The 13,148-nt window shown below is 72.5% G+C and carries 10 protein-coding genes; 4 read left to right on the top strand and 6 right to left on the bottom strand.

The features are described 5' to 3' along the window. Nucleotides 1–7 precede the first annotated feature (7 nt). On the bottom strand, nt 8–544 hold the full coding sequence (locus tag ACN269_RS17455; RefSeq protein WP_421473426.1) for a hypothetical protein: 537 nt from the start codon (nt 542–544) through the stop codon (nt 8–10). A gap of 88 nt (nt 545–632) precedes the next feature. Beyond that, nucleotides 633–2,462 (bottom strand): glycerol-3-phosphate dehydrogenase/oxidase, encoded by a 1,830-nt coding sequence (locus tag ACN269_RS17460; protein ID WP_421473427.1) that lies wholly within the window; start codon nt 2,460–2,462, stop codon nt 633–635. A gap of 175 nt (nt 2,463–2,637) precedes the next feature. Between ACN269_RS17460 and ACN269_RS17465 the strand changes: the two genes are divergently transcribed. The 3 genes from ACN269_RS17465 to ACN269_RS17475 all read left to right on the top strand — a co-directional run bounded on the left by ACN269_RS17465 (nt 2,638) and on the right by ACN269_RS17475 (nt 6,554). Further along, entirely contained in the window at nt 2,638–5,256 is a 2,619-nt protein-coding gene (locus ACN269_RS17465; RefSeq protein ID WP_421473428.1) for a S8 family serine peptidase, read from the top strand. A 40-nt stretch (nt 5,257–5,296) separates the two neighbouring features. After that, nucleotides 5,297–6,229: a GNAT family N-acetyltransferase gene (locus ACN269_RS17470; RefSeq protein ID WP_421473429.1), complete on the top strand. Its 933-nt coding sequence runs from the start codon at nt 5,297–5,299 to the stop codon at nt 6,227–6,229. Nucleotides 6,230–6,308: 79 nt separating this feature from the next. Further along, nucleotides 6,309–6,554 (top strand): hypothetical protein, encoded by a 246-nt coding sequence (locus ACN269_RS17475; protein WP_421473430.1) that lies wholly within the window; start codon nt 6,309–6,311, stop codon nt 6,552–6,554. Between the two features lie 58 nt (nt 6,555–6,612). On the opposite strand, the gene groL is transcribed toward ACN269_RS17475, so the two are convergent. From groL to ACN269_RS17490, 3 genes are all read right to left on the bottom strand, one after another. Then, the gene (gene groL / locus ACN269_RS17480; RefSeq protein ID WP_421473431.1) at nt 6,613–8,235 is read right to left on the bottom strand and encodes a chaperonin GroEL; all 1,623 of its coding nucleotides are present in this window, start codon (nt 8,233–8,235) and stop codon (nt 6,613–6,615) included. 272 nt (nt 8,236–8,507) lie between these two features. Then, nucleotides 8,508–9,680, bottom strand: a complete 1,173-nt coding sequence (locus ACN269_RS17485; protein WP_421473433.1) for a hypothetical protein — start codon at nt 9,678–9,680, stop codon at nt 8,508–8,510. Between the two features lie 115 nt (nt 9,681–9,795). Beyond that, complete coding sequence (locus tag ACN269_RS17490) at nt 9,796–9,999, bottom strand: cold-shock protein (RefSeq protein WP_124815530.1); 204 nt, start codon at nt 9,997–9,999, stop codon at nt 9,796–9,798. Between the two features lie 280 nt (nt 10,000–10,279). On the opposite strand from ACN269_RS17490, the gene ACN269_RS17495 reads away from it, so the two are divergent. Further along, nucleotides 10,280–10,810: a GNAT family N-acetyltransferase gene (locus tag ACN269_RS17495; RefSeq protein WP_421473434.1), complete on the top strand. Its 531-nt coding sequence runs from the start codon at nt 10,280–10,282 to the stop codon at nt 10,808–10,810. Between the two features lie 169 nt (nt 10,811–10,979). On the opposite strand, the gene paaN is transcribed toward ACN269_RS17495, so the two are convergent. Then, nucleotides 10,980–12,653: a phenylacetic acid degradation protein PaaN gene (gene paaN / locus ACN269_RS17500; protein ID WP_421473435.1), complete on the bottom strand. Its 1,674-nt coding sequence runs from the start codon at nt 12,651–12,653 to the stop codon at nt 10,980–10,982. Between the last annotated feature and the right edge of the window lie 495 nt (nt 12,654–13,148).

Here is a 13,148-nt window from a genome sequence, read left to right on the forward strand (position 1 = left end):
GCTGCCCTCAGCCCTTGACCTCGGCGGGCGTGGCCTGGGTGAGCAGCAGCAGGATCTCGCCGGCCACCGGCGGACGTTCCTCACCCGGACAGTCCTGCGAGGAGATCAGCCCGGACGAGGTGAGCAGGCTCGACGTCAGCGCGTCGATGCAGGTGGTGCGGTACCGCCGGGCCTGGTCGGTCTCCTCGGCGAGCCGGGGGTCGGCGAGCAGCACCTGGAGCCGCTCGGTCTGCTCCGGGGCCAGCCGGCCCCGGGAGGTGACCCCGTCGCCGGCACAGTCGAGGCACTGCCACGAGCCGTCCCGCTCGACGCTCAGGGTGCGCAGCGGTGCGTCGGCTCCGAGGCGTTGGAGCAGACTCACCTGCCCCTTGGCGACCGTCGTGGGGATCTCGGGGGTCGGTTGGCCGGCTGCCGCGCCGGCCGGCGGAGGGGCGGCCGGCGTCTCGGCGTCGTCGCGACCGAGCAGCGAGCACCCGGCCAGGGCACCGACGAGCACCACGGCGAGAGCGGGGGCGAGCAGACGGGGATGCGCGCGGTACGGCACGGCGGAAACCTACCCCACCGTAGGTAGCGTTCGAAACCACCATCCGGGCCGCTATAGCTAGTTACCCATCGGTAGCGTTACATACCGGTCATCTCGCCGTGGGTCGCAGCTCCGCCTGATCGTCGCCGCCCCGGTCCGCGGCGTACCCGCGCGCGTCCGGCACGCCGAGTCGGGCGGCGTCCGCCCCGACGTCGTCCGGCATGAGCTGGGACTGGCGCTCCGCCTCGACCCGCGCACGGTAGTGCTCGACCTCACCGGCCCGGGTGGCCGCGTCCCACCCCAGCACCGAGCCCATCAACTCGGCCGCGTGTTCCGCCGACTCCAGGCCACGGTGACTCGTCTCGAACGAGATCCGGGTACGCCGCGTCAACACGTCCTCCAGGTGCAGCGCCCCCTCGGCCCGCGCCGCGTAGGCGACCTCGGCCGCCAGGTACTCCGGGGCGCCGGCCAGCGGCGACCCGAGCAGCGGGTCGGCGTCGACCAGCGCCAGCACGTCGAGGGTGAGGTTGCCGTACCGCTCCAGCAGGTGCTCCACCACGCCCACCGGAACGCCGTGCCGCCGGGCCAGGTCGGCCCGGTCCCGCCAGAGCGCCGCGTACCCGTCCGCGCCCAGCAGCGGCAGGTCGGCCGTCCGCGACGCCCGACCACCCCCCAACCGGCGTACGGCCCGGTCGACCACGTCGGACGCCATCACCCGGTACGTCGTGTACTTGCCACCGGCCACCAGCAGCAGCCCGAGCATCGGCTCGAACACCGCGTGTTCCCGGGACAGCTTCGAGGTGGAGTCGGCCTCCCCGGCCAGCAGCGGGCGCAGCCCGGCGTAGACGCCCTCGATGTCGGCGGTGGTCAGCGGCCGGTCCAACACGGTGTTGACCTGCTGCAACAGGTAGTCGATGTCGCGTGCCGAAGCCGCCGGGTGGGACCGGTCCAGCTGCCAGTCGGTGTCGGTCGTACCGATGATCCAGTGCCCGCCCCACGGGATCACGAAGAGCACCGACGTCGCCGTACGCAGGATGAGCCCCGTCTCCCCGGTGATCGCCGAGCGGGGCACCACCAGGTGCACCCCCTTCGAGGCACGCACCCGGATGCCGGGCCGCAGGCCCACGTCGTTGAGCATCCGGGACATGTCATCGCTCCACACGCCGGTGGCCGCGATGACGGTGCGGGCCTGCACCTCGAACTCCGCGTCCGGCGAGCCGGGCGGTGCCTCCAGGTCGCGGACCCAGACGCCGGTGACCTCCCGCGCCTGACGGATCAACCCGACGGCACGCGCGCTGCTCACCACCGTGGCGCCGAGGCTGGCGGCGGTGCGGGCCAGGGTGACGACCAGTCGGGCGTCGTCGACCTGCCCGTCGTAGTAGCGGATCGCACCCGCCAGGGCGTCGGCGCGCAGGCTCGGGAAGATCCGCCGGGCGCTCTCCCGGGTGAGGTGCCGGTGCAGCGGCATGCCCCGACCGCCGCCGAAGAGACCGGCGAAGGCGTCGTACGCGGCCACGCCCGCGCCGTAGTACGAACGGCGGAAGACGCGCGCCGGCAGGTCGCGCAGACCCCGGCCGGCGGGCAGCGGCACGAGGAACGGCACCGGGCGGACCAGGTGCGGCGCGAGCCGGGTCGCCAGCAGACCGCGCTCGGTCAGCGCCTCGTGGACCAGGTGGAACTCCAACTGCTCCAGGTACCGCAGCCCACCGTGGATCAGCTTGCTGGATCGGCTCGACGTGCCCGAGGCGAGGTCGCGCGCCTCGACCAGGGCCACCTTCAGGCCCCGGGACGCCGCGTCCAGGGCGGCGCCGGCACCGGTCACCCCGCCCCCGATGACAAGTACGTCGAAGCGTTCGGCGCGGAGTCGGCGCAGGTCTGCCGCACGACGGATCGGCGAGAGCTGCCCGGCGACGGACCGGGAGACATTGGGATCACGCACTCATCCACGGTAACCGCCGCCCGAGCCGGTCGACATGCGCCGCCCGCCCGCCTCGCCCTCGTTCCCGCCGGCCAGCCGCAGATCTTGGACAGTTCCCGTCAACGGATGACGGAAAGTGTCCAAGATCTGCGCAGGCCCATCGGTCTCCCCCGACACCTGGTCGTAGGGTTTTCGGATGCATGGTGAGCCTGGGCATTTCGGAGTCGGCGGCCGCAGCTCCCCGTGGCCGGTGGTCGCGGCCGTGGTGGTCGGCTGCTGGACCGTCGCGGTCACGGTCGCCGCCCAGACCGGTGGCTGGCTCACCGATCAGGTGCTGCTCAGCTTCGGACGGGACCGGGTCGGCTGGCTGTGGCCGGCGCTTGCCCTGGTCACCGTCGTCTTGGTGGGCACGCCCGCCCTGCTGCTGGCCGCCCTGCCACGATCGGCGACGGTCCGGGCCACCGGGCGGGTCTGGTCGATCGCTGCGCTCACCGTCGGGGTGCTCACGCTGCTGCGCGCCGTGCCGCCCGTGCACCACGAGGCGTACCTCGCCGCGCTGGCCGCCACGGCGCTCGTCGCCGCGCTCGTCGTAGGCCGGTCGACGGGCTGGCGGTCGTACCCGGGGCCGGCTGGCCCGCCCGCGCACCCGGCACCCGACGACGCAGGCGACGTCGCACGAACCGACGCCATGCCGGCCACCGGCACGCGGACCGACACCACGCCGACCGACGCCGGGCGATCCGACTCCGACCCCGCGCGGGCCGACGCCGGGCGGACGGCGGCCACCGGTAAGGCCGAGCCGGCGTGGCGCGGCGCGGTGCCGCTGCTCGCGGTCGCCGCCGGGCTGGCCCTGTTGCTGCCGTGGGCCTGGCTGGGCGCGCTCGGCGGTCTGCTGGAGACCGTCCTCGCGGTCCTGGCGGCCGCCTCGCTGGGCGTGCTGGCCGCCACGCTGCTGGACGCCGGCCTCTGGTCCCGGTTCGCGGTCGGCCGGCCACCCCGGCCGGCCCGCCTGGTGCTGGTCGGTGGCCTCGTCGCCGGGGTGGCGCTGCTGCTGCTCGCGGCCGGGACCGGCCAGTCCGGCGCGCAGTTGCCCGCCCTGCTGACGCTGCCGCCGACCGGCTTCGTGCTCGCCGCGCTCTGGGCGGCGACCTGGCGGCCGACCGCCGGGAGGCCGGTCGCGGCCTCGCGTCCCGGCGTCGACCCGGCCGATCCGGTCCGCGCCGGCCGGGCCGCGACCGGCTGGCTGGTGGGTCTGGCCGCGCTCGGGCCGCTGGCGTTCACCGACCCCGAGGAGATCACCCTGCTGCTGGTCGGGACCCGGGACGTGCCGTTCTGGGTGGCGGCCGCCGCCGGCGTCGGCCTCGCCGTCGCGGTCGTCCTCGCCATCGGGTACGGAGTGCTGCTGGCCCGCCCAACGGCACGTACCCCGGGTCGCCGGGTCGCCGCGCTGGCGGCAGCGGTCCTGCTGGTTACGCTCGGCGTGGTCGACGTCGGGCCCGGTCAGCCGGGCCTGTACGGCGAGCGGCTGCTGGTGGTGCTGCGTGAACAGGCCGACCTGAGCGGCATCCCGGCCGGGGTTCCGGGACAGTCCGGGCGGGACGCCCGGGCGACGGAGGTCTACCGGCGGCTGGTGGCGACCGCCGACCGTACGCAGGCCGACCTACGCCGCACGGCGAAGCGGCTACGACTCGACCCGGTGCCGTACTACCTGGTCAACGCGGTCGAGGTGGATGGTGGTCCGGCCGTGCGCGCCTGGCTCGCCCGTCGGCCCGAGGTGGCCCGGGTGCTGGTCAGCCAGCGACTGCGGCCACTGCCCGCCGCGGCGGGGCAGAGCCGGGGCACCGCGCCGGCACCGACCGGTCCGGAGTGGAACATCCGCCAACTCGGCGCGGATCGGGTCTGGTCCGAACTCGGGGTGACCGGCGCCGGGATCGTCGTCGGCAGCTCCGACTCCGGCGTGGACGGTGCCCATCCGGCGCTGCGGTCCGGGTTCCGGGGCGGCGACGACTCCTGGTACGACCCGTGGGACGGCACCCGGGCACCGAACGACCAGGGCGGGCACGGCACCCACACGGTCGGCAGCGCGGTCGGGCGCAACGGCATCGGCGTGGCCCCGAACGCGCAGTGGGTGGGCTGCGTCAACCTGGATCGCAACCTGGGCAGCCCGGGGCACTACCTGGACTGCCTCCAGTTCATGCTGGCGCCCTTCCCCGCTGGCGGCGACCCGTTCACCGACGGTCGGCCCGAGCGCGCACCCCAGGTGCTGACCAACTCGTGGGGCTGCCCGACGATCGAGGGCTGCGACCGGGACGCGTTGCTGCCGGCGGCCACTGCGCTGGACGCCGCCGGGATCTTCGTGGTCGTCGCCGCCGGCAACACCGGTCCGTGGTGCGCGTCGATCGACGATCCGCCCGCGCCGTACGCGAGCGTGCTGAGCGTGGGCGCGGTGGACGCGCAGCGGCGGGTGGCGGAGTTCTCCTCACGCGGACCCGTGCCGGGCGGCGTGGGCAAGCCGGACGTGCTGGCCCCCGGGGTGGGCGTGGTGTCGGCCATGCCCGGCGGCGGGTACGCGGCGCTGGACGGCACGTCGATGGCGACCCCGCAGGTGGCCGGAGTGGTCGCGCTCATGTGGTCGGCGAACCCGGCCCTGGTCGGGGATCTGGCCCGGACCCGGCAGATCCTGCGGGACACCGCCACGCCGGCCGAGCCGACGTACCGCTCACGCAATCCCAGCGACGCCTGCGGCAGCCCGGCGAACGTCACCGGCGCCGGTCAGGTCGACGCGTACGCCGCCGTCCGCGCCGCGCGGGGGTGAGCAGGGCGGGAAGGCGGCGGGTGATCTAGGGTCGGCACCCATGGACGCCGAGATCACCCTCACCGAGCTGTCCCTCGACCGTGCGCCCGCCGTGGCGCGGCTCTGCGCGCGGGCACTCGACCTGCCCGAGGACGCCGCGGAGGCGGACGCCATCGTGGACGTGCTCTGGCCCCGGGCCGCCGTCGACCGGCCGGTGATCGCGCTGGGGGCGTACCGGGCGGGCGAGTTGGTCGGGGTGCTGCTCTGCTCGGTGTCGCCGGCCGAGCCCGGCATCGGGCACGTGGACCTGGTCGCCGTACTGCCGCAGCAGCGTCGCCGGGGCGTGGGTCGCGCGCTGCTCACCAGGGCCGAGCAGGCACTCGCCGGGCACGGCGTGACCGAGGTGCTGCTGGCCGGGAACCCGCCGTACTACGCCTGGCCGGGCATCGACGTGCGGTACACGCCGGCCGTGTGCGCGGCCCTGGCGCTCGGCTACCAACAGGACCGGACCGCCTGGAACATGACGGCGGACCTGTCGTACGACGAGTCCCCGGCGCTGCGGTCGACGGAGGCCGGCGAGCGCCGGCTGGCCGGGCAGGGCGTCACGGTACGGCGGGCCGAGCCTGCGGACCTGCCGGCGTTGACCGCGTTCGCCCGGTCCACCTTCGGCGGCACCTGGGACGGTGAGCTGGTCGGATCGGTGGGCCGCGAGGGCGCCGGTTGCCACCTGGCGGAGCGGGACGGCGAGGTGCTGGGCTTCGCCGCCTACGGGTCGTCCCGGCCGAGTTGGTTCGGGCCAATGGGTACGGCCCCGGCCGCCGAGGGCTCGGGCATCGGCGGGGTGCTGCTGCGACGCTGCCTGCGGGACCAGCGTGCGGCAGGGCTGGACCGGGCGGAGATCGGCTGGGTGGGGCCGGTGCCGTTCTACGCGGGCAGCGCGGGTGCGCGGATCGAGCGGGTCTTCTTCCTGTACCGGCGACGCCTCACGGTCTAATAGCGGTCAAATGGGACATTGATCCATTCGTCCGCGTCGCGCATCGACGCCCCCTACCGTTTCGGTAGAGGAGGCAGCCATGACCACGGATGACGACCAGACCGAGGACGGCCCGCCGATCACCTGGAAACCGGCCGACGAACTGCCCGGCCAACTGCCGTTCGACCGGTTGGACTACGGCGACGCCGAACAGCTGGCCGAGATGAGCACCGACGGTCGACCGGCGACCGAGGAACCGCAGGAGATGGTGGACGCGCCGATCCAGTTGCTGCCGCCGTACGACCGGGCGCAGAAGCGCCGTAACCAGCGCCCACTGCCCACCTGACGACGAACGGGGCGGACCGCGTCAGCGGCCCACCCCGTTCGGTGTGTCGGAACTGGACTCAGAAGTCCATGTCCCCGCCACCCGGGCCAGCCGGGGCAGCCGGGGTCTTCTCCGGCTTGTCCGCGACGACGGCCTCGGTGGTGAGGAACAGCGCGGCGATCGACGACGCGTTCTGCAGCGCCGAACGGGTCACCTTGGCCGGGTCGATGATGCCCGCGGCCAGCAGGTCGACGTACTCGCCGTTGGCGGCGTTGAGGCCGTGACCCGCTTCGAGGTTACGGACCTTCTCCACCACGACGCCGCCCTCGAGACCGGCGTTGACGGCGATCTGCCGCAGCGGGGCGTCCAGCGCGACCTTGACGATGTTGGCACCGGTCGCCTCGTCGCCGACCAGGTCCAGCTTGTCGAAGGCGGTCTTGCCGGCCTGCACCAGCGCGACGCCACCACCGGGGACGATGCCCTCCTCGACGGCCGCCTTCGCGTTGCGAACGGCGTCCTCGATGCGGTGCTTGCGCTCCTTCAGCTCGACCTCGGTGGCCGCGCCGACCTTGATGACCGCAACGCCACCGGCCAGCTTGGCCAGCCGCTCCTGCAGCTTCTCGCGGTCGTAGTCGGAGTCGCTCTTGTCGATCTCGGCCCGGATCTGGTTGACCCGGCCCTGGATCTGCTCGGCGTCACCGGCACCGTCGACGATGGTGGTCTCGTCCTTGGTCACGACGACCTTGCGGGCGCGGCCCAGCATGTCGACGCTGACGGCGTCGAGCTTGAGGCCGACCTCCTCGCTGATGACCTGGCCACCGGTGAGGATGGCGATGTCGCCCAGCATGGCCTTGCGGCGGTCACCGAAGCCCGGCGCCTTGACGGCGACCGACTTGAAGGTGCCCCGGACCTTGTTGACGACGAGGGTGGCCAGAGCCTCGCCCTCGATGTCCTCGGCGATGATCAGCAGCGGCTTGCCGCCCTGCATGACCTTCTCCAGGATCGGGAGCAGGTCCTTCACCGACGAGATCTTGCTGTTGACGATCAGGATGTACGGGTCGTCGAAGACGGCCTCCATACGCTCCGGGTCGGTCATGAAGTAGGCCGAGATGTAGCCCTTGTCGAAGCGCATACCCTCGGTGAGCTCCAGCTCCAGCCCGAAGGTGTTGCTCTCCTCGACGGTGATGACGCCTTCCTTGCCGACCTTGTCCATCGCCTCGGCGATGATCTCGCCGACGCTGGTGTCACCAGCGGAGATGGAGGCGGTGGAGGCGATCTGCTCCTTGGTCTCGACGTCCTTGGCGAGCTTGGACAGCCCCTCCGAGACGCTCGCGACCGCAGCCTCGATGCCCCGCTTCAGGGCCATCGGGTTGGCACCGGCAGCCACGTTGCGCAGGCCCTCGCGAACCAGGGCCTGGGCCAGGACGGTCGCCGTCGTCGTGCCGTCACCGGCGACGTCGTCGGTCTTCTTGGCGACCTCCTTGACCAGCTCGGCGCCGATCTTCTCGTACGGGTCCTCGAGCTCGATCTCCTTGGCGATGCTCACACCATCGTTGGTGATGGTGGGGGCACCCCACTTCTTCTCGAGCACGACGTTGCGGCCCTTGGGGCCGAGGGTCACCTTCACGGCGTCGGCGAGCTGGTTCATGCCCCGCTCGAGGCCGCGGCGCGCCTCTTCGTCGAACGCGATCATCTTGGCCATACGGCGTTGTCCTCCTGGACACTCACGGGCCACCCGAGATGTGTGCCCCGGATGGGCCGCCTGGTGTACGCACCTTGGGACGTCGCCACCTGGCGACGACGACGTCCTTCGGCCGGGCCGGATAGCCCGCGACGACCGGCCATGTGCTGCCCCGGCGTCTCCACACCGGCGCAACCAGGCCCCACCGTCCCGACCATTGGCACTCACGGTATGCGAGTGCCAATGACTTGTTTAGCACTCTCACCTGCCGAGTGCAAGCACGATGAGCCCGGTCAGCCGAGTTCGGCGGCCAGTGTGGCCCCGTTCACGGGCCCCTCATGAGCACGTTGCTCGGCGTACGTGATCAGCAGACCGACCAACTGGACGAGATGGGCCGGCAGGGCCAACACCGCCGTGACGCCGATGACCGCCACCACCCCGACCGCCGCGCCCGGGGACGCGAACGGGTCCTCGCCGAACGCGACGGTGCCGGCCGACTCCAGCAGGCTGGGCACCACGGTTCCGATGATCACCGCCGCGCCCACCAGGGCCACCCGGCCGAGCAGCATCCCGAGCCGGTCGTGGAACATCCGGAACGACCGGCCGATCGGGTTGTCCCGCTCGAAAAGGTAGACCGGGCCGGCCATGCTCAACGCGAACGCCAGGTAGATGCCCGGCAGCACGCAGAAGCAGGCTCCGATCCCGATGAGCAGACTGACCGCCAGCGTCCAGCCCCACAGGCCGAGGGCCCGGCGCAGCCCGTACCGCAGCGCCTCGTCGAGGCGGGCGGGCCGACCGGTGGCCTGCTGGGTGATCACCCAACTGCCTGCGGCCCAGCCCAGCGCCTGCACCAGACCGATCAGCAGGCTGCCGCCGATCAGCACGCCGACGAGGGTCAACAGGCCGGTGGCGAAGTTGTCCGGCAACCCGGTCGACGGGTCCGTCTCGGCCTGCGCCTCCCAGCCGGGCGACGGGTCCAGACCGAACGAGATGACCGACAGCACCGCCGCCGGCAGGACCTGCGTAAGCAGCATGATCGGCACCAACTGCCGCCAGCTTCGGCCCAGCACGCCCCAGAACCGGTCGAACCAGCCGCCGATGCCGGCGCCGGGCGGAGTGACCAGGGCGTCGTTCGGGTCGAGGCCGTAACCCGGCGGGTACCAGCCGACCGGCGCTCCCGGATACCACGGCTGCCCGCCGTAGGGGCCGCCCCCGGGCGGGTAGCCGCCGACAGGAGGCGCGGTCCAGCCCTGCGGTGGCGGGCCGGCCGGGACCCAGGCACCGCGCGCGGGGTCCCAGACGGGCGGCAACCCACCAGCCGGCATCCCAGCGGCCCCGGCAGGCGGCAGCCCTGCGCCGGACACGGGCGGCGTACCCGGGACGGGTGACCCGCCGGACCCTTCGGCGGACGGGCCCGGCTCACCCGACCCGGAGGGCGTGGCGGGTGGCGGCCATTGGTCGGTCATGAACCCTCCTCAGCATCGGCTGGAACGGTTCACGATCTTCCCGGGCCGGCGTCCGCGCCGCAGCCCCGACTCGCCAGCCGATCAGGTGAACCGGCGGCGAGCAGATCGGGATCGGTCAGCCGATGACGCGGACGTGCTCCGCCTGCGGGCCCTTCTGACCCTGGGCGATCTCGAACTCGACCCGCTGACCGTCGTCGAGCGCCTTGTAACCGTCCATCTCGATCGCGGAGAAGTGGACGAACACGTCCTGACCGCCGTCGACGGCGATGAAGCCGTAACCCTTCTCGGCGTTGAACCACTTCACGGAACCCTGTGCCACGGTGCACTTCCCTCACGTCGCGCGGCGTTGCCTGCCCGGACGTCCGGCACGGCCGGACACCCGCGAACCACCCCTTCAGCAATCGACGGCGACCGCTGAAAGAGGTGATCGAAATCGCACGCTACACGAGGAGTGACGGGAGCGCACGACCACAAACCGGGCATAATTCGTGGCAATCCGAGGGTCCGTCGGATTCACGACGATGGTTGTGTTCGAGGCGGATGGCGGAGTTCCGGCCGCACCGGGCGCGGGCGCGGGGGGCTGTGGTAGGCATGCGGACATGACTACCGTCCCGGGCGCCGCGGCCCTGCGGCAGGCGCGGATCCACCGCGTACGACCGCAGGACGCCGCCCGGATGCGGGCGCTGCGCCTGGAGATGCTCGCCGACGCGCCGTTGGCCTTCCTGGAGACCCTGGCGGACGCCGCGGCCCGCCCACACAACGAGTTCGCCGCCCGGGTGGCGTTCACCTCGACCGGCCCGCACAACGCGCAGTTCGTCGCGGATCCGGGCGGCCGGCTCGTCGGGCACGCCGGTGGAACGGTCGCCCCGAACGAGCCGGGCCTCACCGTGATCTACGCCGTGTACGTCACGCCGGCCTGGCGGGGCAGCGGGCTGCTCGGCGAGCTGATCGACGGGGTGGCCGCCTGGTCACGGGAGTGCGGCCGGCCGGAGCTGCTGCTGGAGGTGGTGGTCGGCAACGACCGCGCCTACCGGGCCTACCAACGGTTGGGCTTCAAGGACACGGGCGTACGGGTCCCCCACCCCACGATCCCCGCCCTCACCGAACTCCAGATGCGCCGAACCGCGTAAACAGACAACCCTTCCCAGGGCAAGACCCCGGTGATGTCTTAAGAGCCGGACGATAAGCGATAACCGTGCCCGGCGAAGGGTTTCCGGGGCAGCCCGACCCGCGCAGGGATCAAGCCTGACCGCCCGGAGCGGGTCGGGCTGCCCCGGAAACCCCAACCGCAACCAACGATCAGGCAGGCCGCCGAGACTGCACGATCCGGAACCGGTTAGCCACGTAAGCCCCGTCGGTCAGCGCCGAGTTGGCCGCCGCGTTCGCGCCAGTGCCGTGGAAGTCGGAGAAGGCCGCCGACTGGTTCACGAAGACACCGCCGGTGAGGTTGGCGGACAGGTGCACCCCGACCTCGACCGCGACCGCCTCGACGGCGTCGAGCACCGCCTCGTCGGTCGAGTAGACCGCGGCGGTCAGCGCGCCCTTCTCGCCGACGGTCCGGCGCATCAGCTCCAGGCTGTGCGCGGTGGAGTCGGTCGCGATGGCGAACGAGATCGGCCCGAACCACTCCCGGCCGTACGTCTGGGCGTCGTCCACGGTCAGCTTCACGATCGTCGGGGTACGCACCACCGCGTCGGCGTACGACGGGTGGGCCACGGTCCGCGACTCCAGCACCGGCTCGCCGACCTTGGTCACCTCGGCCAGCCGCTCCAGCACCCCGTCGTTCACGATCGCGCCGGTCAGCTCGACACCCCGGGCCGGGTCGGCGGTCAGCTTGCCGATCGCCGCCGCGATCCCGCCGGCCACCTCGTCGAAGCTCTTGTGCCCCTGGTCGGTCTCGATGCCGCCGGCCGGGATGAGGATGTTCTGCGAGGTGGTGCACATCTGCCCGCTGTAGAGGGTCAGCGTGAACCCGAGGTTGCGGCACATGCCGGCGAAGTCGTCGGTGGAGTCGATGACGACCGTGTTGAGGCCGGCCTTCTCGGTGTAGACCGACGCCTGCCGGGCGTGCGTCTCCAGCCAGTCGCCGTACTCGGTGGAGCCGGTGAAGTCGACGATCTTGACGGCCCGGTGCAGGGCCAGGTCGCTGGCGAGCTTCTCACCGGGAGCCTCGGCCGCCAGCAGGATCAGGTTCGGGTCGTAGCCGGCCTCGGCCAGCACCTCCCGGGCGTACCGCACGGTGATCGCCAGCGGCAGCACCGCGCGCGGGTGCGGCTTCACGATCACCGGGTTGCCGGTGACAAGCGAGGCGAACAGACCGGGGTACGAGTTCCAGGTCGGGAAGGTGTTGCAGCCGATGACCAGCGCCACGCCACGCGGGACCACGTGGAACGTCTTGGTCATCCGCAGCGGGTCGCCCTTGCCGGCGGCCTTCTCCCAGCCGGCTGTGCCCGGGTGCCGGGTCATCTCGGCGTACGCGTACGCCAGCGCCTCCAGCGCCCGGTCGAGCGCGTGCGCGCCACCGGCCTGGAAGGCCATCACGAACGCCTGCCCGCTGGTGAACTGCACCGCGTTGGCCAGTTCGAAGATGTGCTTGTGCAGCCGGTCGAGGATCTCCAGGCAGACGCCCACCCGGGCCTGTGGGCCGGCATCGCGCCAGGCCGGCAGCGCGGCGGACGCGGCGGCGACCAGCTCGTCCGTGCCGGCGTGCGGGTACCGCACCGCCAGGTCGACACCGAACGGGCTCGCCTCGGTGGCGATCCGCTCGCCAGCGCCGGGCTGGTCAAGCGGAAAGTCGGCACCGAGGTACGCCTCGAAGGCGGCCTTGCCGTCGGCGGCGGCGGTCTCGCCGTACACGCGAGGGCTGGGGGACTCGGGATAGGCGGACCAGTAGCCCCGCTCCGTGATCGCGGTCAGCGCACGGTTGAGGGTGTCGGCGTGCCTGTCGTACAGGGGATGCGGGGTCTCCGTCATGCCCGCCATCATGCAACAACCAGGCTCGTGAGCAGTAGGGCCGGTACCGGCCGGCGATTGATCCGGCGCGGGACGGGTAACCGCCGCTCTCGGGCCAGGGAGGGACGGCGGCGTGGGCATCACCGAGATCCGGGTGCACGGCGTCGCCGACAAGGGTCCGGAGGCGATCCTCGATCGGCCGGTGGTGATGCGGGTCGCGGGGGACGACGACGCCCGGACCTTTTCGCTCGTCCTGCTGCTGCCGTTCATGCTCAGCAACATCGTGATCTGGATGCTCCCGGTCGTCGGCCGTTCGGGTACCGCCGGCCGGGCGGTCTGTCGACTGTTGGCGGCGTCGTTGACCGCCATGTACGTCCTCTCGACGGTGGGCGTCGCGATCGACCTGATCGCCTGGCAGTGCGCGGCGTACCCACGCTGCCTCCAGGACCGCCGGGAGATCTCCTGGCTGGGCGGCGTGACCCCAGGTCTGCGGCTGGCCATCCTCGCCATCCTGCC

The organism is Micromonospora sp. WMMD736 (assembly GCF_049179015.1).
GTDB lineage: Bacteria > Actinomycetota > Actinomycetes > Mycobacteriales > Micromonosporaceae > Micromonospora.